The organism is Nocardioides asiaticus, assembly GCF_040049175.1.
GTDB classification, from domain to species: Bacteria; Actinomycetota; Actinomycetes; order Propionibacteriales; family Nocardioidaceae; genus Nocardioides; species Nocardioides cheoyonin.
Genome location: NZ_JBDZDM010000001.1, coordinates 640,120 through 665,258 on the forward strand (window position 1 = coordinate 640,120; position 25,139 = coordinate 665,258).

At 72.5% G+C, this 25,139-nt stretch carries 22 protein-coding genes and 1 pseudogene; 6 read left to right on the forward strand and 17 right to left on the reverse strand.

Annotated elements, in window-relative coordinates; translation table 11 throughout:
• The 6 genes from ABLE53_RS03085 to ligA all read right to left on the reverse strand — a co-directional run bounded on the left by ABLE53_RS03085 (position 1) and on the right by ligA (position 7,674).
• Positions 1-1,131 carry a prenyltransferase/squalene oxidase repeat-containing protein gene (locus ABLE53_RS03085; protein ID WP_348857142.1) on the reverse strand — a complete coding sequence of 377 codons (1,131 nt, stop codon included), beginning with the start codon at positions 1,129-1,131 and terminating at the stop codon, positions 1-3.
• 256 nt (positions 1,132-1,387) lie between these two features.
• A complete protein-coding gene (locus ABLE53_RS03090) occupies positions 1,388-2,131 on the reverse strand; it encodes an NYN domain-containing protein (protein ID WP_348857143.1) in 744 nt (247 codons plus the stop codon).
• A 1-nt stretch (position 2,132) separates the two neighbouring features.
• Complete coding sequence (gene gatB, locus ABLE53_RS03095; protein WP_348857145.1) at positions 2,133-3,626, reverse strand: Asp-tRNA(Asn)/Glu-tRNA(Gln) amidotransferase subunit GatB; 1,494 nt, start codon at positions 3,624-3,626, stop codon at positions 2,133-2,135.
• Positions 3,623-5,146, reverse strand: a complete 1,524-nt coding sequence (gatA, locus tag ABLE53_RS03100; RefSeq protein WP_348857146.1) for an Asp-tRNA(Asn)/Glu-tRNA(Gln) amidotransferase subunit GatA — start codon at positions 5,144-5,146, stop codon at positions 3,623-3,625. Before gatA ends, gatB begins: the two co-directional genes overlap by 4 nt.
• Positions 5,143-5,481 carry an Asp-tRNA(Asn)/Glu-tRNA(Gln) amidotransferase subunit GatC gene (gatC, locus tag ABLE53_RS03105; RefSeq protein WP_348857147.1) on the reverse strand — a complete coding sequence of 113 codons (339 nt, stop codon included), beginning with the start codon at positions 5,479-5,481 and terminating at the stop codon, positions 5,143-5,145. Before gatC ends, gatA begins: the two co-directional genes overlap by 4 nt.
• Positions 5,482-5,562: 81 nt before the next feature.
• Positions 5,563-7,674: an NAD-dependent DNA ligase LigA gene (gene ligA / locus ABLE53_RS03110; RefSeq protein ID WP_348857760.1), complete on the reverse strand. Its 2,112-nt coding sequence runs from the start codon at positions 7,672-7,674 to the stop codon at positions 5,563-5,565.
• Between the two features lie 172 nt (positions 7,675-7,846).
• On the opposite strand from ligA, the gene ABLE53_RS03115 reads away from it, so the two are divergent.
• From ABLE53_RS03115 to ABLE53_RS03135, 5 genes are all read left to right on the forward strand, one after another.
• On the forward strand, positions 7,847-8,521 hold the full coding sequence (locus ABLE53_RS03115) for a DUF4386 family protein (protein ID WP_348857148.1): 675 nt from the start codon (positions 7,847-7,849) through the stop codon (positions 8,519-8,521).
• Between the two features lie 41 nt (positions 8,522-8,562).
• Positions 8,563-10,527: a histidine kinase gene (locus tag ABLE53_RS03120; protein WP_348857149.1), complete on the forward strand. Its 1,965-nt coding sequence runs from the start codon at positions 8,563-8,565 to the stop codon at positions 10,525-10,527.
• Positions 10,524-11,144 carry a response regulator transcription factor gene (locus ABLE53_RS03125; protein ID WP_348857150.1) on the forward strand — a complete coding sequence of 207 codons (621 nt, stop codon included), beginning with the start codon at positions 10,524-10,526 and terminating at the stop codon, positions 11,142-11,144. Before ABLE53_RS03120 ends, ABLE53_RS03125 begins: the two co-directional genes overlap by 4 nt.
• 198 nt (positions 11,145-11,342) lie before the next feature.
• Entirely contained in the window at positions 11,343-12,068 is a 726-nt protein-coding gene (locus ABLE53_RS03130; RefSeq protein WP_348857151.1) for a TetR/AcrR family transcriptional regulator, read from the forward strand.
• A gap of 19 nt (positions 12,069-12,087) precedes the next feature.
• On the forward strand, positions 12,088-13,800 hold the full coding sequence (locus ABLE53_RS03135) for an MFS transporter (protein WP_348857152.1): 1,713 nt from the start codon (positions 12,088-12,090) through the stop codon (positions 13,798-13,800).
• 83 nt (positions 13,801-13,883) lie between these two features.
• Here ABLE53_RS03135 and ABLE53_RS03140 read toward each other — a convergent pair whose 3' ends face one another.
• The 4 genes from ABLE53_RS03140 to ABLE53_RS03155 all read right to left on the reverse strand — a co-directional run bounded on the left by ABLE53_RS03140 (position 13,884) and on the right by ABLE53_RS03155 (position 17,974).
• A complete protein-coding gene (locus ABLE53_RS03140; protein ID WP_348857154.1) occupies positions 13,884-14,432 on the reverse strand; it encodes a type 1 glutamine amidotransferase domain-containing protein in 549 nt (182 codons plus the stop codon).
• A 200-nt stretch (positions 14,433-14,632) separates the two neighbouring features.
• Positions 14,633-15,670, reverse strand: a complete 1,038-nt coding sequence (locus ABLE53_RS03145) for a uroporphyrinogen decarboxylase/cobalamine-independent methonine synthase family protein (protein ID WP_348857155.1) — start codon at positions 15,668-15,670, stop codon at positions 14,633-14,635.
• The gene (mnmA, locus tag ABLE53_RS03150; RefSeq protein ID WP_348857156.1) at positions 15,667-16,764 is read right to left on the reverse strand and encodes a tRNA 2-thiouridine(34) synthase MnmA; all 1,098 of its coding nucleotides are present in this window, start codon (positions 16,762-16,764) and stop codon (positions 15,667-15,669) included. Before mnmA ends, ABLE53_RS03145 begins: the two co-directional genes overlap by 4 nt.
• A 13-nt stretch (positions 16,765-16,777) precedes the next feature.
• A complete protein-coding gene (locus ABLE53_RS03155; protein ID WP_348857157.1) occupies positions 16,778-17,974 on the reverse strand; it encodes a cysteine desulfurase family protein in 1,197 nt (398 codons plus the stop codon).
• 95 nt (positions 17,975-18,069) lie between these two features.
• On the opposite strand from ABLE53_RS03155, the pseudogene ppk2 reads away from it, so the two are divergent.
• Positions 18,070-18,959, forward strand: a pseudogene (gene ppk2, locus ABLE53_RS03160) (polyphosphate kinase 2).
• 79 nt (positions 18,960-19,038) lie between these two features.
• On the opposite strand, the gene ABLE53_RS03165 reads toward ppk2, so the two are convergent.
• From ABLE53_RS03165 to rpmA, 7 genes are all read right to left on the reverse strand, one after another.
• Complete coding sequence (locus tag ABLE53_RS03165; RefSeq protein WP_348857158.1) at positions 19,039-19,368, reverse strand: DUF3349 domain-containing protein; 330 nt, start codon at positions 19,366-19,368, stop codon at positions 19,039-19,041.
• Positions 19,368-19,694 carry a hypothetical protein gene (locus ABLE53_RS03170; RefSeq protein WP_348857159.1) on the reverse strand — a complete coding sequence of 109 codons (327 nt, stop codon included), beginning with the start codon at positions 19,692-19,694 and terminating at the stop codon, positions 19,368-19,370. Before ABLE53_RS03170 ends, ABLE53_RS03165 begins: the two co-directional genes overlap by 1 nt.
• Complete coding sequence (locus ABLE53_RS03175; RefSeq protein ID WP_348857160.1) at positions 19,691-20,920, reverse strand: inorganic phosphate transporter; 1,230 nt, start codon at positions 20,918-20,920, stop codon at positions 19,691-19,693. Before ABLE53_RS03175 ends, ABLE53_RS03170 begins: the two co-directional genes overlap by 4 nt.
• Before the next feature lie 121 nt (positions 20,921-21,041).
• The gene (locus ABLE53_RS03180; RefSeq protein WP_348857161.1) at positions 21,042-22,001 is read right to left on the reverse strand and encodes an endonuclease/exonuclease/phosphatase family protein; all 960 of its coding nucleotides are present in this window, start codon (positions 21,999-22,001) and stop codon (positions 21,042-21,044) included.
• Positions 21,998-23,110: a glutamate 5-kinase gene (gene proB, locus ABLE53_RS03185; RefSeq protein WP_348857162.1), complete on the reverse strand. Its 1,113-nt coding sequence runs from the start codon at positions 23,108-23,110 to the stop codon at positions 21,998-22,000. Before proB ends, ABLE53_RS03180 begins: the two co-directional genes overlap by 4 nt.
• A complete protein-coding gene (gene obgE / locus ABLE53_RS03190) occupies positions 23,110-24,666 on the reverse strand; it encodes a GTPase ObgE (protein ID WP_348857164.1) in 1,557 nt (518 codons plus the stop codon). Before obgE ends, proB begins: the two co-directional genes overlap by 1 nt.
• 197 nt (positions 24,667-24,863) lie before the next feature.
• Positions 24,864-25,118 carry a 50S ribosomal protein L27 gene (gene rpmA, locus ABLE53_RS03195; RefSeq protein WP_348857166.1) on the reverse strand — a complete coding sequence of 85 codons (255 nt, stop codon included), beginning with the start codon at positions 25,116-25,118 and terminating at the stop codon, positions 24,864-24,866.
• Positions 25,119-25,139: the final 21 nt, after the last annotated feature.

Here is a 25,139-nt window from a genome sequence, read left to right on the forward strand (position 1 = left end):
TCAGCAGCTCTCCTCCGCGGCTGCGCCGGCGGGGAGCCACTGCAGCACGGGGAGTGCCTGGGCGGTCGCGAGCCGGACCTGACCCTCGGTCGCCACGGTGATCCCCTTGTTGCGCAGCTGGGCCAGCCCGGTGTCGTCGTACGCGATGGCGCCGGCGGCCGGGCCGCACCCGACCTGGTGCTTCGCGACCCAGGTCGCCGCCCTGCCCGCAGGGTCGGTCTCGCCGGCCTCGCCGAGCGCCCAGCCCGCCATCCCCGTGCTGTTGGCGTTGGCGACCTTCGGGCTGGCGGAGGTGTACGAGCCGTCGGCCGCCTGCTGCGACTCCAGCCAGGCGACCGCCTTTGCCAGCGCCGCCTTCGCGTCCGCAGAGGGGTCGTCGAGCGACTCCAGGGCGAGCGCCGCGAAGGCGGTCGCGTCGACGTCGGGGGTCGCCTTCGGGTCGCCGTCGCAGCTCTGGTCCTTCGCCTTCGGATCGGCGGTGAAGGTGACCCGGAACCAGCCGTCGGAGCACTGCTGCTCCAGCAGGAACGCGGTCACGCTCTCGGCGAGCGGGCTCTCCGCCTCCGCCAGCCCCTCGACGGCGTAGCTCTGCCCGATCGTGTTCGCGTAGTCGACCGCCTTCTTGCTCTTGGGGTCGAGTACGTCGGCGATCCGGCCCTTGCTCGGCCCGCCGGTCGTCACCGTGCCGCTGACCGTCTTGACCAGCCCGGCGGTGTCGGCGTCGGCCTCCTCCTCCAGCACGAGCGCCTTGGCCGCCGAGCCGGCCGAGGTGAGAGTGCCGTAGCCGGGCGCGACGTACGTCTTCAGGTGATCGGCGACCGCCGTCGCGGCGGCGTCGACGTCCTGGTCGTGGCTGTCGAGCGTGTCGAGGCCGAACGCGATGTCGGCGGTGAGGCTGTAGTCGTCGTACTTGTACTGCCGGTTGCGGGCGACGCCGTCGTCCAGCTGGCCGGCGAGCCAGTCGGCCGCCCTGGTCTGCGCCCCGGTGTCGTACGCCGGCGCGCTGCTGCCGCTCGAGGAGCCGGAGCCGCCGGCGTCGTCGTCCGAGCCGCACCCGGCGACGCCGGCGAGGAAGATGAGGGCGGCGGCCGCCGAGGCAGCGGTGGCCGAACGGCGGATGGTGGTCTGCATGGTGTCCTTCCCGCTGCACAGCGGGAGGGCTCCGTGGTTCAGGCGGGCCGACCCGCTGCATACCTCGGCAGCGCTGTGGTCAGGCGCGACGCGGCAGGTGCTCCGGCTCGCCCGCTGCCGGCGACAGCGGACCTACGGTTGCGGGTCAGCGCCGGACTTCGACCGGCTTCCCCCGCCACGGGCGTGCGTGGATGTTGAGTTGTCCCGAGTACGCGCGCAGCCTAGTCCGCCCGAGCCCCCTCCGCCGACTCGGCGCTCAGCCCTTCCCCGCCCTCTTGTCGCGTACGGCGACCGAGGAGGTGCCCTCGTCCTTGAGCTCGAACAGGTCGATGGCCTTGAGCAGCTTGGTCCAGCTGGCGTAGCCGAAGTTGCGCGGGTCCTGCGACGACTGGTTGCGGATGCGGGCCCCGACGGTGCTCACCAGCGCCCAGCCCTCCTCGTCGGCGGCGGCGGCGATCGCGTTGCGGAGCAGCTGCACCAGCCGGGCGTCGCCCTTGAGTTTCTGCGCCGGCGCCTGCCGCGGGGCGCTCGGCTCCTCCCGCTCCTCGGGCGCGCCGAGGTTCTCGACGACCGTGAACCGGGTGCAGGCGCTCTTGAACGGCGACGGCGTCTTCTCCCGGCCGTAGCCGTAGACCTCGCGCCCCTTCTCCCGCAGGTAGTGGACGAGCGGGGTGAAGTCGGAGTCGCTCGACATGACCGCGAAGGCGTCCGGAACCGCCGAGTGGAGCAGCTCGACCGCGTCGATCGCCAGGGCCATGTCCGAGGCGTTCTTGTGCGTCGTGAGGTCGAACTGCTGCATCGGCCGGATCGCCGCGTCGTGCAGCTCGTCGATCCAGGACTTGAGCCCGGGCTTGGTCCAGTTGGCGTACGCCCGCCTGATCGTCACCTCGCCGTACTCGGCCAGGTCGTTCAGGACCGCGTCGATCTTCTTGGCGTCGGCGTTGTCGGCGTCGATGAGCAATGCGATCCTGAAGCGGTCGGCTCCGTCGGTCGAGCTCACGTCAGGTGAGCTTCTCGAGGATGAGCTCGCGAACGCGGGCCGCGTCGGCCTGGCCGCGCATCTCCTTCATGACCGCACCGATGAGCGCGCCTGCCGCGGCGACCTTGCCGTCCCGGATCTTCTGGGCGACGTCGGGGTTGGCGGCGATGGCGTTGTCGACCGCGGCACCGAGCGCGCCGTCGTCGGAGACCAGCGCGAGGCCGCGCTTCTCGATCACCTCGGCCGGCGTCCCCTCGCCGGCGAGCATCCCCTCGAAGACCTGCCGGGCCAGCTTGTCGTTGAGGGTGCCGCCCTCGACGAGCTTCTGGACCTCGGCGACCTCGGCCGGGCCGACCGGCAGCTCTGCGAGCTCGGCGCCGGTCTCGTTGGCCGTCCGGGCGAGCTCGCCCAGCCACCACTTCCGGGCCGCCTGCGGCGCGGCGCCGTGCGCGACGGTCTGCTCGATGAGCGGCAGCGCGCCCGAGGCCCAGGCGTCGCGCATCTCGAGGTCGGAGAAGCCCCACTCCTGCTGCAGCCGGGCGCGGCGTACGCTCGGCGGTTCGGGCAGCGTCGCGCGGAGCTCCTCCACCCACGCGCGCGAGGGCGCGACGGGCACGAGGTCGGGCTCGGGGAAGTAGCGGTAGTCCTCGGCGTCCGACTTCTCCCGGCCCGGCGACGTGGTGCCGGTGTCCTCGTGGAAGTGGCGGGTCTCCTGGAGCACCTTCGCGCCGGAGTCGAGCACGCCCGCCTGACGCGACATCTCGAAGCGCACCGCGCGCTCGACCGAGCGCAGGCTGTTGACGTTCTTCGTCTCGGTGCGCGTCCCGAGCACGCCGGACCCAACGGCTGCGAGCGACAGGTTGACGTCGCAGCGCATCGAGCCCTGGTCCATGCGTACGTCGGAGACGCCGAGCGCGAGAAGCATCTCGCGGAGCGCGGCGACGTACGCCCTCGCCACCTGGGGCGCCTTCTCGCCGGTGCCGAGGATCGGCTTGGTGACGATCTCGATCAGCGGGATGCCGGCACGGTTGTAGTCGACCAGGGAGTACTCGGCGCCATGGATGCGGCCGGTCGAGCCACCGATGTGCGTGGTCTTGCCGGTGTCCTCCTCCATGTGGGCGCGCTCGATCTCGATCCGGAAGGTCTCGCCGTCGACCTCGACGTCCGTCCAGCCGTCGAAGCAGATCGGCTCGTCGTACTGGCTGGTCTGGAAGTTCTTCGGCATGTCCGGGTAGAAGTAGTTCTTCCGCGCGAACCGGCACCACTCCGCGATCTGGCAGTTGAGCGCCAGGCCGATCCGGATCGCCGACTCCACCGCCTTGCCGTTGACCACCGGCATCGCCCCGGGCAGGCCGAGGCAGGTCGGGCAGACCTGTGTGTTGGGCTCGGCGCCGAACGTCGTCGGGCAGCCGCAGAACATCTTGGTGTTGGTGTTGAGCTCGACGTGGACCTCGAGGCCCATCGCCGGGTCGTAGGTCTCCAGCACCTGCTCGAACGGGACCAACGTCGCGGTCATGCTGACACCTCCGACAGAGCTGGGGCCTGGGAGAGCAGCGGACCGCCCCACTGCTCGGTGAGTGCTGCCTCGACGGCCGCGCCGACCCGGTAGAGCCGGGCGTCGGCCAGGGCGGGCGCGAGGATCTGCAGCCCGACCGGCAGGCCGTCCTCGTCGGCGAGGCCCGAGGGCACCGAGATGCCGGGGACGCCAGCGAGGTTGGCCGGGATGGTCGCGAGGTCGTTGAGGTACATCGCGAGCGGGTCGTCGAGCTTCTCCCCCAGCCTGAACGCCGTCGTCGGCGCCGTCGGGGAGACCAGGACGTCGACCTGCTCGTACGCCTTCTCGAAGTCGCGGATGATCAGCGTGCGGATCTTCTGGGCCTGGCCGTAGTAGGCGTCGTAGTAGCCCGACGAGAGGGCGTAGGTCCCGAGGATGATGCGGCGCTTCACCTCGTCGCCGAAGCCGGCGTCGCGGGTGGCCTTCATGACGTCCTCGGCGCTCGGCTGTGCTGAACTTCCTGGCCGACCCGGGCTGACGCGCAGGCCGTAGCGCATCGCGTCGAACTTCGCGAGGTTGGAGCTCGCCTCGGCCGGAAGGATCAGGTAGTACGCCGCCATCGCGTGCACGAACGTCGGGCAGGAGACCTCGACGACCTCGGCACCCATCTTGACCAGCAGGTCGACCGACTCCTGGAAGCGTGCGGTCACACCCGGCTGCCAGCCGTCGCCCGCCAGCTCGGTGATCACGCCGACCTTCACGCCGGACAGATCGCCCGACGCACCCCGGCGGGCGGCGTCGACGAGCCCGGTCACCGGGTCGGTGACCGAGGTGGAGTCCTTGGGGTCGTGGCCGCCGATGAGCTCGTGGAGCAGGGCCGCGTCGAGGACGGTGCGGGTCACCGGTCCGGCCTGGTCGAGGCTGTTGGCCAGCGCGACGAGGCCGTAGCGGGACACCGAGCCGTAGGTCGGCTTGACGCCCACGGTGCCGGTCACCGCACCCGGCTGGCGGATCGAGCCGCCCGTGTCGGTGCCGATGGCCAGCGGCGCCTCGTAGGCCGCGACGGCGGCCGCGGAGCCGCCGCCCGAGCCGCCGGGGATCCGGTCGAGGTCCCACGGGTTGCGCGTCGGGCCGTAGGCGGAGTGCTCGGTGGAGGAGCCCATCGCGAACTCGTCCATGTTGGTCTTGCCGAGGATCGGGAGGCCGGCGGCCTTCAGCTTCGCGACCACCGTGGCGTCGTACGGCGGCACCCAGCCCTCCAGGATCCGGCTGCCGCAGGTGGTGGGAAGCCCGCGCGTGGTGAGGACGTCCTTGACCGCGATGGGTACGCCGTCGAGGGCGTGCAGCGGCGAGCCCGCCGCGCGCCGCTCGTCGGACTCGCGCGCCGTCGCCAGCGCGCCCTCGGTGTCGACGTGGAGGAAGGCGTGCACGTCGCCGTCGACCGCGGCGATCCGGTCGAGGTGGGCCCGGGTCAGCTCGACGGAGGTGGTCTCGCCGGCGGCGAGGAGGTCGGCCAGCTCGGCGGCCGTCTTCGTGATCACTGCTCGTCCCCCAGGATCCGCGGGACGACGAACCGCTGCTGCTCGACCGCCGGAGCGCCCGACAGCGCCTCGGCCGGGCTCAGGCAGGGCTCCACGACGTCGTCCCGGAAGACGTTGGTCAGCGGGAACGGGTGCGAGGTCGGCGGTACGTCGTCGCCGGCCAGCCCTTGGATGGACGCGACCGACTCGAGGATCACCTGCAGCTGGGGCGCGAGGTGGTCCAGCTCGGCGTCGCTCAGGTCGATCCGGGCGAGGTCGGCCAGGTGCGCCACCTCGTCGCGGGAGATCTCGACGCCGCTCGTCCCTCGCGGGCTCGATCCAAGGGTCTCAGGCATGGGTTCATCCTAGGTGCCCGCGTCCGGGGCGCTCACGTCGGTTCCGCGCCCAGCTGATCGCGGCAGCCGACACACCTGACGCTAGCCGAGCGCGTCGGGTCCGCCCTCGAGGAGCTTGACGAAGCCGTCCTCGTCGAGGATCGGGACGCCGAGCTGCTCGGCCTTGTCGGCCTTGGAGCCGGCGTTGTCGCCGACGACGACGTAGTCGGTCTTCTTCGACACCGACCCTGCGGCCTTGCCGCCGCGACTGATGATCGCCTCCTTGGCCTCGTCGCGGCTGAAGCCGACCAGCGAGCCGGTGACCACGACGGTGAGCCCCTCGAGGGTGCGCGGGGCGGACTCGTCGCGCTCGTCCGCGAGGCGTACGCCGGCGTCGCGCCACTTGCGCACGATCTCCTGGTGCCAGTCGACGTCGAACCACTCCACGACCGCCTCGGCGATCGTCGGGCCGACCCCCTCGGCGTCGGCGATCTGCGCCTCGGTCGCCTGCTCGATCGCCTCGAGGGAGCCGAACTCGGCCGCCAGCGCACGCGCGGCGGTCGGGCCGACGTGGCGGATGGAGAGCGCGACCAGCACCCGCCACAGCGGGACGTCCTTGCGCTCCTCGAGGTTGGCGAGCAGCTTGGCGCCGTTGGCCGTCAGCTGCGGGCCCTCCTCGCCCTTCTTCGGCGCCCGGGTGAACAGCGGCGCCTGCAGCAGCTTCTCCTCGTCGAGCGCGAAGACGTCGCCCTCGTTCTCCAGCGCACCGGCCTCGATCAGGGCGTACGCCGCCTCGGAGCCCAGGCCCTCGATGTCGAAGGCGCCCCGGCTGGCCACGTGGTAGACCCGCTCCAGCACCTGGGCCGGGCAGGACCGGTGGTTGGGGCAGCGCAGGTCCTTGTCGCCCTCCTTCTCCTGGGCCAGCTCGGTGCCGCAGGAGGGACAGGTCGTGGGCATCACCCACTCCTCCAGCCCGTCGGGGCGCAGCCCGAGGACCGGCCCGACGATCTCGGGGATCACGTCGCCGGCCTTGCGCAGGATGACGGTGTCGCCCGGGCGGACGTCCTTGCGCTTGACCTCGTGGGCGTTGTGGAGGGTCGCGCGCTCGACGGTGGACCCGGCCACCTTGGTCGGCTCCATCACCGCGAACGGCGTCACCCGGCCGGTGCGGCCGGTGTTGACCTCGATCGAGATCAGCTTGGTGTTGACCTCCTCCGGCGGGTACTTGTAGGCCGTCGCCCACCGCGGCGCCCGGCTGGTCGACCCGAGCCGGCGCTGCAGGCTCACGTCGTCGACCTTGATCACCACCCCGTCGATCTCGTGCTCGGTGACGTCGTGGCGGTGCTCGCCGTAGAACTCGATGAACTCCTCGACCGCCGTCAGGTCGGGCACCACCCGGACCCGGTCCGAGGTCGGCAGCCCCCACGCCTTGAGCGCGTCGTAGGCCTGAGACTGCGCCTTCGGCTCGAAGCCCCGCCGGGCGCCGATCCCGTGGCAGACCATGCCCAGCTCCCGGCTGGCGGTCACCCGCGGGTCCTTCTGGCGCAGCGACCCGGCGGCGGAGTTGCGCGGGTTGGCGAACATCGGCTTGCCGGCGTCCACCAGCGCGGCGTTGAGCCGCTCGAAGGCCGCCGGCGAGAGGAAGACCTCCCCGCGCACCTCCACCAGGTCGGGCACCGGGAACCGCTTGGTCCCGGTCAGCCGGTGCGGGACGGAGCGGATCGTCATCACGTTGGGCGTGACGTCCTCGCCGGTGCGGCCGTCGCCGCGCGTCAGCGCCCGGACCAGACGGCCCTGCTCGTAGAGGAGGTTGATCGCCAGCCCGTCCACCTTCAGCTCGCACAGCAGCGCCGGCTTCTCGACGCCGTCGCGGGCCAGCCGGGCGTACCACCCCTCCAGCTCCTCGAAGGAGAAGATGTTGTCCAGGCTCTCCATCCGCTGCAGGTGGTCGACCGCCGTGAACTCGGTGGAGAACGTCCCGCCGACCTTCTGGCTCGGGCTGTCCGGCGTCACCAGCTCCGGGAACTGCCCCTCCAGCTCCAGCAGCCGGCGCCACCTCACGTCGTAGTCGGCGTCCGAGAGCGTCGGGTCGTCGAGGACGTAGTAGCGGTACCTCGCCTCCTCGATCTCCTCCGACAGCTGCTGATGCTCCTGCCGCGCCTCCGCGGGCGCGCCGGCCACCTCGACGGTCGTCTCGGCCACCGCGGCCGGCATCTCCTCGGACAGGTCGGTCATGGGGACCATCTTGCCCGCTCCCGCCGACACTCCGCAGGGTCGGGAGATCCTCCCGGCCGGTCCGGGAAGCAGCCCGATCCGCTTTCCCACGAGGGCGGCCAGGCTCGCCTCCTGAGCACCGCACCAGCACCGCCGTCACCAGGAGGAGACCATGACCGTCCAACTCACCACTCCGTCCACCGCCACCGCGCCCGAGCCCGCCTCCAGGAGCCTGTGGCGCTGGGCCGGCGGCCTCGCCCTCGCCCACGTCGTCCTTCTGTTCGCCGGCTTCAGCCAGGAGGTGACGGTCGACCACAGCACCTCGCTCTCCGACCTCCAGAAGACGTACGGCGGCGCCTCGCTCACCCGTGTGTACGCCGGCGGGTACGTCGAGGCGCTCGCCTTCGTCGTCCTCGTCCCCGCGCTCGTCCTCCTCGCACGGCTCTTCGGCCGCCGGACCGAGAGCGGTCGCGTGGCCGCCCACACCTTCCTCGGCCTGGGACTCGTCTACAGCGCCGCGACGCTCGCCGTCGGGTTCGCCCCGGGTGCCGCCGCGCTCTACGCGGCGCACCACGGCGTCGACGTACGCGCGATCGCGATGGTCAACGACATCAGGAACTACGGCTACGTCCTGCAGGTGGCGATCAGCCTCGCCATGGCCCTCGCGCTCGGGGTGGCCGCGGTCCGTGAGCGGGTGATGGTCCGGTGGGCCGGCTGGTGCGGCGTCGGCGTCGGTGCGGTCGGCCTGGTCGTGACGCCGTTCGCCCACAACGCCGTCGGGCTGGTCCAGACCGTGTGGTGGGTCGGGCTCGCGCTGTTGTGCCTGCGCGCCCCCGAACGCGGCTGAAGTCCCTACCCAAGATGCCGTCAGGGGGCCACGCTGAGCACGTGCAGCGGGCTGTCGCCGCCCTGGCCGCCGCGCTCGGGGTCGCCGGCGAGGCGGTCGCGATCGCGGCCTCGCCCCCGGGAGCAGCCCGGTGGAACGAGGCCGCGTTCGCGACCGTTCCCGTGGCGTACGCCGCCGTCGGCCTCCTCATCCTCGTCCACCGGCCCGCGCACCCGATCGGCCGGATCGCCATCGTGCTGCCCCCGATGTGGGGCGTCGGCGAGGCGCTGGTCGCCATGTCGTACCACACGCTGGCGAGCCGTCCCGACGACCGGCTGGCGGCGCTCGGCTCGGTCCTCGGCAGCACCCTGCGTGGCCTCCCGTGGGTGGTCGCCGTCGTCTGGCTGCCGCTGCGCTTCCCTGATCGGCCGGCCTCACCCACGCGTCTGCATCGGGCCGCGACCCGGGTCGCGGTGGCCACGCTCGCCGCGTCCTCCGCCGTGGCGCTCTTCTCCCCTCGGCTCACCGACACCCGGGTCGAGGAGGTCGACAGCCCGATCGGCGCGCCGGGAGCGCTCGGCCGGGCGGTCGACGCTCTCGGGGGGCTGAGCCTGCTCCTCGGCGTCGTCGCCGTCGGACTGGCCGTGGCCTGCCTCGCCCAGCGGTTCCGGGCCGGTGGTCCTCTCGACCGGCAGCAGACGGTGATCTTCGGCCTGGCCTTCCTGCCTCCGCTGCTGGCACTCGGGGCGAGCTTCGCGGACGCCGCCGATCCCTGGCTCTTCGGCGTCGCCTCGCTCCCGCTCCCCGTCGCCATCGGTGTCGCGGTGCTGCAGCGTCGCCTCTACGACCTTCCCCTCGCCGTCAACCGCTCGCTGACGTACGCCGCCCTGTGCCTCGCGATCGCCGCTCTCTATGCGGTGACCGTCGGCGGCGTGGGCGCGGCCCTCCGGCAGCGCGGCGCTCCCTGGCTTCCGTGGCTCGCCGCAGGGGTGGTCGCCGCCAGCTTCGCGCCCCTGCGCGACATCCTCCAGCGCGCCGCCAACCGGATCACCTACGGCCAGTGGTCGCAGCCGGGCGAGGTCCTCGCCCGCACCGGCCGCCGACTCGCCGACGCCGCCGACGTGCCGTCGCTCCTGCAGTCCCTGGCCGGCGACCTGGCCGGCGATCTGCGCCTCGGCCGGGTCGAGGTGGTCGACGACGCCGGCGGCGTCCTGGCCGCCGCCGGAACCGGCGCCGGCGAGGTGGAGGAGCTCCCCCTGACCGCGTACGGCGCCTGCGTCGGGTTGCTGCGATGGACGAGACGGCCGCTCAGGGAGACCGACCGTGCCCTGCTCGTGGATCTGGCCGCCCAGCTCGGCGCGGTCGTGCACGCCCATGGTCTCCTCGGCTCGGTCCGCGCCGCGCAGGAGCGCCTGGTGCTCGCCCGCGAGGAGGAGCGTCGTCGACTCCGCCGCGACCTCCACGACGGCCTCGGACCGGCCCTGGCGGGGCTCACCCTCCGGGTCGACACGCTCCGCAACATCCTCCGTGACCCCGCCGCGGACACCGGCCTGCTCGGCCTGCGTGCCGGGATCCAGGACGCAGTTGCCGACGTACGCCGTCTCGTCGAGGGCCTGCGGCCGACCGCCCTCGACGACCTGGGCCTCCTCGAGGCGATCCATCAGCTGGCCGACCGTCTCGCCGACGGCACCGCACTGCGCGTCTCGGTCGCCGGTGACGACCTTCCCCGCCTGCCTGCGGCCGTCGAGGTGGCGGCGTACCGGATCGCCCAGGAGGCGCTCACCAACGTCGTACGACATGCCGACGCGACTCGCGCCGACGTACACCTCTCCCTTCGTCGCGGTGATCTCGAGCTGTCCGTCGCCGACGACGGGTGCGGCCGGCTCCGACCGCGCGCCGACGGCGTGGGGCTGGGAAGCATGAGAGCGCGGGCCGAGGAGATCGGGGGCGCGTTCACGCTGACCGCCGACGGGGGCCACGGCACCCGGGTCAGCGCACGTCTCCCGATCGGCGGCCGGGGCCGATGATCACCGTCCTGGTCGTCGACGACCACCCGCTCTTCCGCGACGGGCTGACCGGCCTGCTCGCGACCGTCGACGAGGTCGAGGTGGTCGGCTCGGCGGGCGACGGCGAGACGGCCGTACGCCGGAGCGCCGAGCTCCGTCCCGACGTCGTCCTCATGGACCTCAGCATGCCCGGGCTGCCCGGCCTCGAGGCCATCCGCCGGATCGCCCGACTCGACCCGGCGCCGGCGGTCCTCGTGCTCACGATGGTCGACGACGACGATGCCGTGGCCGCCGCCATGCAGGTCGGTGCCCGCGGCTACCTGCTCAAGGGGGCCGCGCAGGAGGAAGTGCTTGCGGCGGTGCGGACGGTCGCCGCAGGCGGCGCGGTCCTCGGGGCGGGCGCCGCCCGGCGCTACCTCACTGCCGACCGACGCGTCGGCGCGCTGACCGAGCGGGAGTCGCAGGTGCTGGCGCTCGTCGCGGGCGGTCGTAGCAACCCCGAGATCGCCCACGAGCTCGGCATCAGCCTCAAGACCGTGCAGAACCACGTCTCCTCGCTCCTCGCGAAGCTCCAGGTGCGCGACCGGACGCAGGCCGCGCTACGCGCCCGCGGCCTCCAGCCCCGACGGGACGGATAGCGGACCGATCCTGTCCGGCTGCCGCGAGACGCTGGTCGCGACGACGAGGACGTACGCCGGTCCGTGCGCCGCCCGCCTGCCGGAGACAGTCTCCGGGTCATGACAAAAATCCCTTGGCGGGAATGGATCGCGCTCGTAATGTCTTGTAGGCGATGAAACGAAACCGTTTCGTTTCATCCTCAACCCGGAGGCCGACCCATGATGATCCGACCGAGCGCGATGCGAGGCTGCATCCGCCCGCGCGTCGAGGGCGACCGCGAGCTGGAGATCCTGACCACGACCCTCGACGTCCTCGCGGAGGCCGGCTACGACCGGCTCACGATGGATGCCGTCGCGACGCGGGCCCGGGTCTCGAAGGCGACGCTCTACCGCCGCTGGAAGAGCAAGGCCAACCTCGTCATCGACGCCCTGCTCGTCGACAAGGAGCCGCTCGTGCCGGCCGACACGGGCAGTCTCCGGGAAGACCTGCTCGGCACGTTCTGCGGGATGGGCGGTCTGACCGACTCCCGCCAGATCGGGATCCTCGGCAGCGTCATCACGGCGATCTCCCGTGACGAGGAGTTCGCGGAGGCGTTCCGCCGCGACTTCATCGAGCCGAAGGTCATGGTCAGCCGGCAGATCTTCGAGCGGGCGATCGCGCGCGGCGAGGTCAGCCCCGACGCCGACCTCGACGTCATCGCCCCGGCCCTGCCCGGGATCGTCCTGCACCGCATGTTCCTGCTGGGCGACGCCCCGACCCAGGACCTCATCGCCCGCGTAGTCGACGAGGTCGTCCTGCCGGCGGTCGCGGCCGCACCGCGGCGTACGCCGGCGTCCAAGTCGTCCAAGTCGTCCACCACCAAGGCCACACCCGACGCCAAGTCGTCGGGCCGAGCATCGACTCGGACGTCGGCCACACGACCCACCCAGACCTCAGCAAAGTAACAACCAGGGGGACCACTCCATGACCACCAACCAAGCGGCGGCGACCCCGCCCGACACCTCAGGCGGACGCTCCCGTCACCTCGGCTGGGCGCTCGTGCTGATCAATGTCGCCCAGCTGATGGTCGTGCTCGACGCGACCATCGCCAACATCGCCCTTCCCTACATCGGGGCCGACCTCCACATCAGCCAGGCCGACCTGACCTGGATCGTGACCGGCTACGCGCTCGCCTTCGGCGGGCTGCTGCTGCTCGGTGGACGGCTGGGCGACCTCTACGGCCGGCGCCGGATCTTCATGGCCGGCCTGACCGTGTTCGCGATCGCCTCGCTGGCGGGCGGCCTGGCCCAGAACGAGGGCCTGCTCCTCGCCGCGCGGGGCCTCCAGGGCTTCGGTGCGGCGATGGCCTCGCCGGCCGCGCTCGCGCTCATCACCACGACGTTCCCCGCGGGCCCGGCCCGCAACCGGGCGTTCGCCGTCTACGCGGCGATGTCCGGTGCCGGCGCCGCCGTCGGGCTGATCCTCGGCGGCTGGCTCACCGGCCTCGACAGCGTCTTCGGCGCCTCCATCGACGGATGGCGGCTGACCTTCCTGATCAACGTCCCGATCGGTCTCGTGGCCGCCGCGCTCGCGCCGCGGTTCCTCAGCGAGTCCCAGCGGCACACCGGCTGGCTCGACATCCCGGGCGCCATCACCGGCACCCTCGGGCTGATGGGCATCGTCTTCGGCCTCAACCGGGCCGGAGAGGCGGCCTACGGCTGGGGCTCCGGCCAGACCATCGGCGCGCTGGCCGCCGGCGCGCTGCTGCTGGTGACGTTCGCCGTGATCGAGTCCCGCGTGGAGCACCCGCTCCTGCCGATCAGGATCTTCGCCAGCCGCACCCGCGCGGTGAGCTTCGCGACGATGATGCTCGCTCCGGCGGCGATGTTCGCGATGTTCTACTACCTGAGCCTGTTCATCCAGCAGATCGTCGGCTACAGCCCGCTGCACGCCGGCTTCGCGTTCCTGCCGTTCTCGTTCGGGATCGTCATCGGCGCGACCGTGACCTCCAACCTGGTCTCGCGGATCGACCCGCGGTGGTTCGCCGGCTTCGGCACCCTGCTGGCGGCGTTCTCGCTGTTCATGTTCTCGCGGGTGTCGATCGACGACTCCCCGGCCGGCGTGCTCTCGCACCTGGTCAAGGGCGAGACGGCCGGTGACGGGCTGAACTACTGGACCAACATCTTCCCGTTCGTGGTCACCATGGCGATCGGCATGGGCGCGACCTTCGTGTCGCTGACCCTGACCGCCGTCCACCACGTGCGGGCGGAGGACTCCGGGATCGGCTCGGGCGTGCTCAACACCATGCAGCAGGTCGGCGGCGCCCTCGGGCTCGCGACCCTCAGCACGGTGGCGCTGCACTTCATCAACCAGCGCGGCGCCGAGGTCGCCCCGGCGCTCGCCTCCGGGATCCAGAACGCCGGCGTCGACCCGTCGTCGACGATCCCGGGCGGCACCACGAGCTACCTCGACGGCTCGGTCTTCCAGGCCAGCTTCACCGAGGGCGCGACCCACGCCTTCGAGGTGGGCTCGATCATGATGCTCGCCGCCTCGGCGCTCATCTGGCTGCTGCTCAACGTCAAGCACACCGAGCTCGCCACCGACGGGCCGGAGGCCGCGCTTCCCGAGCCGCGGCACGACGGCAGCGAGGCCGTGCCCGCGTCCCTGGGCGGACCCGACGCGGTGCCGGCCGACTGAGGAGGGGAGTACGCCGCCGGCGTACCCCTGACGCGGACGTGGCCGCTCCCCATGCGGGAGCGGCCACGTTCTGCGTGTGGGCCTCAGACGGTGGCGCCGGCGAGCGCGTTCTCGATGGCGCCCACGAAGGCCGGCAGGTCGTCGGGCTTGCGGCTGGTGATGAGGTTGCCGTCGACGACGACCTCCTCGTCGGTCCACTCGGCGCCCGCGTTGCGCAGGTCGTCGGCGAGGCTCGGCCAGCTGGTCACCCGGCGGCCCTTGGCGCGGCCGGCCGAGACCAGCAGCCACGGACCGTGGCAGATGATGGCGAGCGGCTTGCCCGCCTCGTCGACCTGCTGCAGCAGCTGCTGCGCCTTGGCGTCCATCCGGAGGTGGTCGGCGTTGACCGACCCGCCCGGCACCACCAGGGCGTCGATGGCGCCCGGGTCGACGTCGTCGAGGGTCCCGTCGACGTCCACCTTCTGGGTCGGGTTCACATCGCCCTGGGTCGCCTGGATCGGCTGCCCGTCGGCGCTGTAGACCTTCACCTCGGCGCCCGCCTCGCGCAGCTTGTCGCGCGGCACGAGCAGCTCGGGCTCCTCGAAGTAGTCGCCCGCGATGATCGCGATCCTCTTGCCCGTCAGGTGGGACACGGCAGTACCTCCTTCGTCGGTGGGTGTGCCAGCCCTCCCGGTATCCGACAGCCCTCCCCCACGAACGTCGAATCCGGGGTTCTGACCGGTCGAATCGGGAGTTCTGACCTGTCGATTCGGGGGTTGTGGTTCCGGGCGGTGGCCCGAATCCCCGACTCGACGGGTTCGAACCCCCGACTCGACGTGCCGCAATCCCCGATTCAACCGAGGTTGGCGGCCGCCGTACGCGCCAGCCGGAGGGCCTCACGGGCCCAGGTGGTGGTCGCTCCGGCGAGGCCGCACGCAGGGGTGACGACGAGCCGGTCGGCGACCTCCTCGGCGTCGAGGCCGACGAGGTCGAGCCAGCGCAGGACCCGCTCGGTGACCGCCTTGTCGGACATCGCCTCGTCCGGCTCGAGGGAGGGTACGACGCCGAGCGCGACGGTCTCACCGGCTTCGAGAGCCTCGGCAAGCTGCTCGGTGCCGGCGGCGTCCACCATCCCGAGGTCGACCGAGAGCCCCCTCGCCCCCGTGGTTCCTGAGGAGCCGGCGAGGGACGAGCCGGCGTCTCGAAGGGCTCCGCGGAGCAGCCCGAGCGGCGTACCGGCCGCGCACGAGTGCACCCACGGCTCCGCGCCCTCCGCCGCGATCGCCTCGAGGACCCAGCCGAGCGCCTGCGACGCCTCGGGCGGCTCGACGGAGCGGTGCCGGCCGTAGCCCGAGGCGGTCGGGACCTTGCCGTCGAGTACGGCCGGGAGTGCCGGCTCGTCCAGCTGTACGACGAGCCGGGTGGCGCCCGGTACGCGGCGGCGTACGTCGCGCAGGTGGGCGCGGACCCCCTCGGCGAGTGCCTGGGCCAGCTCGCGACGGGCTCCGTAGTCGGCGAGGATCTTGTCTCCCCGCGGGCGCTCGACGGTGGCGGCGAGGGTCCACGGGCCGGCGACCTGCAGCTTGAACGGGCCCTCGTAGCCCTGGGTCAGCTCCTCGACCGTGTCGAGGTCCTGGGCGAGCAGCGAGCGCGCGCGGCGGTGGTCGACGCCGGGCGACCCGGACGAGCCGGTCAGCCTCCACCCGGCGGGCTGCAGGTCGGCGTCGAGGCCCTCGACGACGGCCAGCGCGCGCCCGGTCATCGTCGCCACTGCCCCGCGCGCGGGCAGCTCCGGCACGTGCGGCAGATCGGGCAGCTCGCCGAGCACCACGCGGACCGCCTCGGCGTACGACTCACCGGGGAGCGACCCGACCCCTGTCGCGAGACTCACGCCGCCTGCACCCGGCGGGTGGCCGAGATCGTCGCCGAGCCGACGACCCGGCTGCCGTCGTAGATGACCGCCGCCTGCCCGGGCGCGATGCCGTAGGCCGGATCGAGCAGCTCGATGTCCACGGCGTCGCCGACGACGGCGACCCGGGCGCGGTGCTCCTCCCCGTGGGCGCGCAGCTGCACGGTGCCCTCCAGCACATCGGGCACCGAGCCGCACCAGCGCGGCCGGATCCCGGTCAACCCGTCGACGGCGAGGTGCTCGCGCGGTCCGACGGTCACCGTGCCCGAGACCGGCTCGATGTCGAGCACGAACCGCGGGCGGCCGTCCGGCGCGGGCCGCCCGAGCCGCAGCCCCTTGCGCTGCCCGATCGTGAACGCGTACGTGCCGTCGTGACGTCCGAGCTCCACGCCTGCCTCGTCGAGGATCGCGCCACCGGAGTTCGGCGCCCGGTCGCCGAGCTTCTCCCGCAGCCAGCCGGCGTTGTCGCCGTCGGCGACGAAGCAGATGTCGTGGCTGTCGGGCTTGTCGGCCACCAGCAGACCGCGCTCGGCGGCCTCGGCCCGCACCTGCGGCTTGGGGGTGTCGCCGAGCGGGAAGAGCGAGTGCCGCAGCTGCCCCTGGTCGAGCACGCCGAGCACGTAGGACTGGTCCTTCGCCCCGTCGACGGCGCGGTGCAGCTCGACCAGCCCGTCGTCGCCCTCGCGGAGGGTGGCGTAGTGGCCGGTGGCCACCGCATCGAACCCGAGCGCGAGCGCCCGGTCGAGCACCGCGGCGAACTTGATCCTCTCGTTGCACCGCAGGCAGGGGTTCGGAGTGCGGCCGGCGGCGTACTCGTCCATGAAGTCCTCCACGACGTCCTCGTGGAAGCGGTCGGAGAGGTCCCAGACGTAGAACGGGATGCCGATGACGTCGGCGGCGCGGCGGGCGTCGTTGGCGTCCTCGATCGTGCAGCAGCCGCGGGCGCCCGATCGGTACGACGCCGGGTTGCGCGACAGCGCGAGATGAACGCCCGTCACGTCGTGGCCGGCGTCCTTGGCCCGGGCGGCGGCGACGGCCGAGTCGACGCCACCGGACATGGCGGCGACGACCCTCATCGTGGGGACTCTCTCATCGGGCGGCCACCCCGGCGGCGCGGGCGCGCTCGACGCACGGCCCGATCGCCTCGAGGAGCGCGTCGACGTCGCCCTCCGTGGAGCTGTGGCCGAGCGAGAACCGCAGCGAGCTGCGGGCGGTGGCCTCGTCGTGCCCCATCGCGATCAGCACGTGGGAGGCCTGCGGCACGCCGGCCGAGCAGGCCGACCCGGTCGAGCACTCGATCCCGCGGGCGTCGAGCAGCATGAGGAGCGAGTCGCCCTCGCAGCCCGGGAAGGAGAGGTGGGCGTTGCCGGGCAGCCGGTGCGCGCCGACGGGCTCGAGGGCGGCGCCGTTGAGCACGGCGTCGGGCACCGCGCGGAGAACCCCGTCGACGAGCCGCTGCCGCAGCGCCCCGACGCGTACGGCGTACTCGGGCTGCTGCTTCACCGCCAGCTCGACCGCCGCGGCGAAGCCGGCGATCGCCGGGGTGGCGCTGGTGCCGCTGCGGATGTCCCGCTCCTGGCCGCCGCCGTGGACAAGCGCGGTGACCTCGAGCTCGCGGCGGCAGACGAGGGCGCCGGCACCCACCGGGCCGCCGAGCTTGTGGCCGGTGAGTGAGAGGGCATCTGCACCGCTGGCGGCGAAGTCGACCGGCACCGCGCCCACCGCCTGGACGGCGTCGGTGTGGACGGGGACGCCGTGCGCGTGCGCGACCTCGACGACCTCGGACACCGGCTGCAGGGTGCCGACCTCGTTGTTGGCCCACATGACCGAGACCAGCGCGACGGAGTCGGGGTCGCGCCCGATCGCGTCACGGAGCGCGTCGACCTGCAGCCGGCCGGTCCGGTCGACCGGGAGCTGCTCGACCTGCGCGCCCTCGCGCTCCTCCAGCCAGTGGAGCGAGTCGAGCACGGCGTGGTGCTCGACCCCCGTGGTCAGGATGCGCGTACGCCGCGGGTCGGCGGACCGGCGCGACCAGAAGATCCCCTTGAGCGCGAGGTTGTCGGACTCGGTGCCGCCCGAGGTGAAGACCACCTCGCCCGGCCGGCATCCGACCGCCTCCGCGATCGTCTCGCGCGACTCCTCCACGACGCGGCGCGCCCGGCGCCCGGAGGCGTGCAGCGAGCTGGCGTTGCCGACCTCGGCGAACTCCCTCGTCATGGCCTCGATCGCCGCGGGCACCATCGGCGTGGTCGCGGCGTGGTCGAGGTAGACGGTCCGGGCAGTCATCGCACCTCCAATGTACGGCCCCGGCACCGCGCGTACTCAACCGGCGGAGCCATCTGCGTAACCCGGCGTTCAACAGCGCTCCCTAGCCTGCGGCCATGTCCCAGGATCTGCGCGCGTACATCGACAACCTCGTCATCGACGGCCACACCATCGGCGAGGACCACGACGACGACCCGGTGCTCATCGACCCGACCGGCCGCGCCGTCGACACCTGGCGCGAGAACTACCCGTACGACGAGCGCATCGACCGCAAGGAGTACGACGAGCAGAAGTACCTCCTCCAGGTCGAGCTGCTGAAGTTCCAGCGTTGGAACGAGGCGACCGGCGGGCGCCACGTGATCCTCTTCGAGGGCCGCGACGCGGCCGGCAAGGGCGGCACGATCAAGCGGTTCATGGAGCACATGAACCCCCGTACGCCCGCGTCGTCGCCCTCACCAAGCCCAGCGACCGCGAGCAGAACCAGTGGTACTTCCAGCGCTACGTCCAGCACCTCCCGACCGCCGGCGAGATGGTCCTCTTCGACCGGTCCTGGTACAACCGCGCCGGCGTCGAGCGGGTGATGGGCTTCGCGACCCCTGACCAGTACGAGCAGTTCATGACCCAGGTCCCGCTGTTCGAGCGGATGCTCGTCGAGAGCGGCATCACGCTCACGAAGTTCTGGTTCTCGGTCACCCGCTCGGAGCAGCGGACCCGGTTCATCATCCGGCAGATCGACCCGGTCCGGCAGTGGAAGCTCTCCCCCATCGACGTGCAGTCGCTGGACCGGTGGGACGACTACACCGCCGCGAAGGAGGCGATGCTGCGGCGTACGGACACCGAGTGGGCGCCGTGGACCACGGTCAAGAGCAACGACAAGAAGCGCGCCCGGCTCAACGCGATGCGCCACTTCCTCCGGCAGCACGAGTACGACGAGAAGGACCACGAGGTCGTCGGGACGCCGGACCCGCTCATCGTCAAGCGCGGCATCGAGACCGTGGGCGACTGAGCCGCCGGCGTACGCCGAGGGAGTGCGAAGCGCCCCGGGCCGAGTCCCCGGGGCGCTCCATGTCGCGGTCAGAGAGAGGTCACGAGCCGGCGACCTTCGCGACGTCGGAGGCGAGCGGCCAGCCGGCCGCCGCGAGGCGTACGGACACCCGGATGAGGTCCTCGTCGCTGCACTGCTCGTAGACGTGCTCGCGGACCATCGCGCGGATGTCGTCGGCCGTGATCGGCTCGCCCGTGGACTCCGCCGCGAGGAGGTCGGCGGACTGCGCGATCTCCTCCTCGGTCAGGTTGCGGTGGAGCACCTCGAGGAGCGGGACGTAGTCGGTCTTGGGGATCCCGGACGGGTAGCCGGCGCGGAGCCAGTCGAGGATCCGCGAGACCGGGCCGTTGGGCGTGCCGTTGCCGGTCATCAGTCGGTCTTCTCCTGGATCCACGGGATGACGTGGGAGAAGGTGAGCTCCTTGCCCTGCCCGCTGGCGATGATGAAGAGCAGGCCGGCGACCACGCCGTACACCACCAGCAGGAAGAGGATGCCGGCGATGACCCGGCCGGCGGGGTTGCCCTGGGCGTGCCTGACCTCCGCGTCGCCGCCGGCGCCCCACGCCAGGGAGCGGATCCCCAGCGCGAAGACCGCGGAGAGGCCGGCGCCGAGCACGAGGCTGGCGAGGAGGACCTTCCAGATCGCCTCGAGCGTGAACTTCACGTCCTCGTTGAACGCACTGGTGAGTGGGATCATGCGACACCTCCGGTGGCGAGCTCGGGCTGCGGCGCCGTCGTCGGCATGCCCTCCCAGTCGTCGTTGACATTGTGCGCCCCGACGGCGTTCCTGCGGGAGCGCAGGTAGATGTAGCCGGACAGCGCGAGCAGGACGACGAACACGACGATCGGCCCGCCGGTCTCACCGCACACGTGCCCGATCGCCCACATGAAGCCGCCGACGACGGCGGCCGCCGGCAGGGTCAGCAGCCAGCCGGCGACCATCCGGCCGGCGACGCCCCAGCGAACCTCCGCGCCCGGCTTGCCGAGGCCGGTGCCGAGGATCGAGCCGGTGGCCACGTGGGTCGTGGAGAGCGCGAAGCCGAGGTGGCTGGAGGCGAGGATGACCGCCGCCGAGGACGCCTCCGCCGACATCCCCTGCGGGGACTCGATCTCGACGAGGCCCTTGCCGAGCGTACGGATCACCCGCCACCCGCCGAGGTAGGTGCCGAGCGCGATCGCCAGCGCGCAGACGAGCTTGACCCAGAACGGGATCGAGTCGGTGTGACTCCAGTGTCCCGACGCGATCAGGGCCAGCGTGATGACGCCCATGGTCTTCTGCGCGTCGCCGGTGCCGTGCGCCAGGCTCACCAGCGAGGCAGTGCCGACCTGGCCCCAGCGGAAGCCGTTGGAGGTGAACCTGGCCGCGACGCCGACGACGATCCGGTAGACGAGCCAGGTGCCGATCGCCGCGACGAACGCGGCCACGATCGGCGAGAGCACCGCCGGGAGGATGACCTTCCCGACGACGCCGTCGAGCTTCGTGCCGTCCCCGACCCAGTTGACGCCGTCCCAGCCGAGCGACGCGATCGTCGAGCCGATCAGGCCGCCGAAGAGGGCGTGGGACGAGCTGGACGGCAGGCCGAAGAGCCAGGTCAGGAGGTTCCAGATGATCGCGCCGACCAGCCCGGCGAGCACGATCATCATCAGCTTGTCGCCCCCGTCCGAGACGAGGGCCGGGTCCGGGGTCCCGTCCGACTGCTGCACGTGGACGACCGCGTTGGTGACGGTCAGGGCCACGGCCACGGAGAGGAAGGCCCCGAGGAGGTTCAGCACGGCCGAGAGGGCGACCGCGAGCTTGGGCTTGAGGGCGCCGGTGGCGATCGAGGTCGCCATCGCGTTGCCCGTGTCGTGGAACCCGTTGGTGAAGTCGAATCCCAGAGCGGTCACCACGACGATGACGAGGGCGAGAGTCTCCGCGTTCACACCGGAACCGTGCCCACCCGCCTTCGGCGGCGACAAGGTCGCCGACAGGTTGTTCGCGCGATGTTCACCCGCACCACGCCGGCTCAGCGGAGCTGTCCGGGAGGCCGCAGCGACCGGCCCCTCAGCGGGCGGCGAGAACGGCGACCAGCGCCTTGTGGTCGGTGTCCGGGATCGTGACGGTGGCGGTGGAGATCGCGGTGACGTCGTGACCGAGCAGGACGTGGTCGATCGCGGCGTACGGCGGCAGCGGGAACCCGCCGAACCCACCGACCGGCCAGGTCGGCTGCCAGCCGGCGTTGGTGAGCCGCGCGGCGTCCTCGAGACCGGTGCCGAGGATCTGCCGGAACGGCCGGTGGTCCAGGGTCGCGTTGAAGTCGCCGAGCATGACGTCGGGATGCTCGCGCGCGGCCGCGTCGCGGAGCACGCCCTGGTCGGCGGCCCAGTGGTCGGTCTCCGGCGACGACGGGTGTACGGCGACGACCCGCCAGCCCCGGACCGTGAATGCCCAGCTGCCCATCCGGGTGGGGATCCGGCGTACGTCGGTCAGCGGCGTGCGCGAGAAGACCATCGTGCCGTGGACCCCGGAGCCCGGCTCGCCTGCGCGGTAGCGCAGCTCGTCGAGCAGCCCGGTCGCCTCCAGCCGCCGCAGCGCGCCCGGGGTGACCTCCTCGACCGCGAGCACGTCGGCATGGCGCTCGCGCGCCTGCCGGGCCACGGCCGCCACGTCGCCGCCGCCGAGCTCGATGTTGCTCGTCATGACCGTGAGCCGGGCGCCGCCCGGTGCGGCCTCGGGCGTGCTGCCGGTGAGCAGCGGCGCCTCCCACCACGCGTGCAGGGCCAGACCGGCCACGGCGAGCACCGCGGCGAGCGGCAGCCAGCGCCGACGGCCCGCCGCGAGGCGGACGGCGACCAGGAGCAGCAGCACGCCGGCGTACGCGAGGAGCGCGAGGGGTGCCGCCGCCTGCAGGACGACGGCGGGCTTCCAGGTGGCGCCGCTCAGCCGGGCGAGGGTGATGGCGACCGCGGGTACGCCGAGAACGACCCCGACCACCCAGGCGACGACGGCGCCGACCCGACTCACAGGATGACCATGTCGTCGCGGTGGACGACCTCTCGGGCGTAGGCAGGCCCGAGCTGCTGCTCGAGCTGCGACGAGGTCCGCCCGACGAGCTGGGGGATCTCCTCGGCGTCGAAGTTGACCAGGCCGCGCGCGACGGCGACGCCGTCGGGGCCGACCAGGTCGATCGGGTCGCCGGCGTGGAAGGTGCCGGTCGCGCCGGTCACCCCCGCGGCGAGGAGCGAGGCGCGCCGGTCGACGACCGCCCGGACGGCCCCCGCGTCGAGCGCGACCGAGCCCATCGGCTCGGTCGCGTGCTCGAGCCAGAGCAGGCGGGAGGGACGCCGCCGCCCGGTCGCGTGGAAGAGCGTGCCGACCGGCTCGCCGACGACGGCCGCACCGGCGTCCTCCGCGGAGGCGAGGACGACCGGGATGCCGGCCTCCACCGCGATCCGGGCGGCCTCCAGCTTCGTGGCCATCCCGCCGGTGCCGACCCCGGCCGGCCCGCTCTTGCCGATCGTGACGCCGGCGAGCTCCGTCATGGCGCGGACCTCGGGCACCAACCGCGCGGCCGGGTCGGAGGGCGGGGCGTCGTACAGCCCGTCGACATCGCTCAGCAGCACCAGCAGATCCGCGTGCACGAGATGGGCGACGAGGGCGGCCAGCCGGTCGTTGTCGCCGAACCTGATCTCGGAGGTGGCGACGGTGTCGTTCTCGTTGACGATCGGCAGCACACCGAGCTCGAGCAGCTTCGTGAACGTGGAGTTGGCGTTGCGGTAGTGCGATCGCCGGGTCACGTCGTCGACGGTCAGGAGGATCTGCCCCGCGATGATGTCGTGCCGGGCGAGCTCCTCGGTGTAGCGATGGACCAGCAGCCCCTGCCCCACCGAGGCCGAGGCCTGCTGGGCGGCGAGCTGGCGCGGGCGCCGCTTCAGGCCGAGCGGCGCCAGTCCCGCGGCGATCGCGCCCGAGGAGACCAGCACGACCTCCACGCCGCGGCTGCGGGCCGCGGCGAGGACGTCGACCAGTGCGCTCACCCGGTCCGGGTCGATCCCGCCCGCGGCCGTGGTCAGCGAGGACGAGCCGACCTTGACGACGACGCGCTTCGCGTCGCTGACCTGCGAGCGCGCCATCAGGACTCGCCGTCGGTCTCGCCGTCGGTCTCGCCCGGGTCGTCCTCCAGCCAGTCCGGGTCGTCCTCCGAGCCGATCTCGTACGACGTCGGGCCCCCGCGGTCGATCCGGCGCGCCACGTCGGCACGCGCCTCGCCCTCGGCGCGCTCGGACATGCCCTCCTGGATGGCGCGGCGGCGCTGGGCGGCGGGCCGCTCCTCGTAGAAGCGCTGGTCCTCGCCGCGGCGGCCGAGCATCTCCGCGCCCGCCTCGACCGAGGGCCGGAAGTCGAAGACCACGGAGTTCTCCGCCTCGCCGATGACGACGGTGTCGCCCTCCTGAGCGCCGAGCTCGACGAGCCGGTCCTCGACCCCGAGCCGGTTGAGCCGGTCGGCCAGGTAGCCGACCGCCTCCTCGTTGGCGAAGTCCGTCTGCCGGACCCAGCGCTCGGGCTTGGGGCCGCGGACGACGTACGACCCGTCCTTGGTCACCTTGACGGTGAAGTCGGCGCCGCCGTCGGCGGTCTGGGGCCGCAGCACGATCCGGGTGGGCGCGACGGCGGGCTTCTCGGTGCGGGACGCCGCGACGATCTCGGCCATCGCGAAGACCAGCTCGCGGGTGCCCTCGCCGGACGCCGCGGAGACCTCGAAGACCCGCAGGCCCCGGTCGCGCAGCTCCTCGAGGGTCATCTCGGCGATGTCCCGGCCATCGGGCACGTCGACCTTGTTGAGCGCGACCAGACGCGGCCGGTCGTCGAGGCCCCCGTGGCGGGTGAGCTCCTTCTCGATGACGTCGAGGTCGTCGACCGGGTTGCGACCGGGCTCGATCGAGGCCGTGTCGATGACGTGCACGATCGCGGCGCACCGCTCGATGTGGCGCAGGAACTCGTGGCCGAGGCCGCGGCCCTCGCTCGCCCCCTCGATCAGGCCCGGGACGTCGGCGACGGTGAAGGTCGTCTCGCCGGCGCGTACGACGCCGAGGTTCGGCACCAGCGTCGTGAACGGGTAGTCGGCGATCTTCGGGCGGGCCCGCGAGATCGCGGCGATCAGGGAGGACTTGCCGGCGCTCGGGAAGCCGACCAGGCCGACGTCGGCGACGACCTTCAGCTCGAGGCCGATCTGGCGCTCCTCGCCGGGCTCCCCCAGCAGCGCGAAGCCGGGAGCCTTCCGCTTCGAGCTGGCCAGCGCGGCGTTGCCGAGCCCGCCGCGGCCGCCCTCGGCGACGACGAGCTCGGTGCCCGCGCCGACCAGGTCGGCGAGGACGTTGCCCTGCATGTCGGTGACGACGGTGCCGTCGGGGACGGGCAGGACGAGGTCGTCGCCGTGGGCGCCGTTGCGGAGCCCGCCCGCACCCTGGCCGCCGTTGCCGGCCCTGCGCTTGGGGCTGTGGTGGTAGTCGATGAGCGTCGTGACGTCCGGGTCCACCCGCAGGATCACCGACCCGCCGGGGCCGCCGTTGCCGCCGTCGGGACCGCCCAGCGGCTTGAACTTCTCCCGGTGCACCGACGCGACGCCGTGGCCGCCCCGACCGGCGCTCACGTGGAGCGTCACACGGTCGACGAACGTGGGAACAGCCATGGGTCGATTCTCTCTGCTAGCCGGTTGAATCGGGGGTTCGGACCGGTTGATTCGGGGGTTCGGACCGGTTGATTCGGGGGTTGTGACCGGTTTTGGTTCGGGAGTTCGGGCGGCGTACGACCGCCGGTGAACGACGAAGGGCGCCCCTCACCGGGACGCCCTTCGAGTGAAGCTGGGGATGCGTGAGGAGCGTCAGGTCACTCCGACGGGACGATGTTGACGACGCGGCGGCCGCGGCGCGTGCCGAACTCGACCGCACCGGCCTCGAGCGCGAACAGCGTGTCGTCGCCGCCGCGGCCCACACCGGTGCCCGGGTGGAAGTGGGTCCCGCGCTGGCGCACGATGATCTCGCCGGCGTTGACGAGCTGGCCGCCGAAGCGCTTGACGCCGAGGCGCTGGGAGTTGGAGTCGCGGCCGTTCTTGGTGGACGCCGCACCCTTCTTGTGAGCCATCTTTCAGTCCTTGTTCAGTCA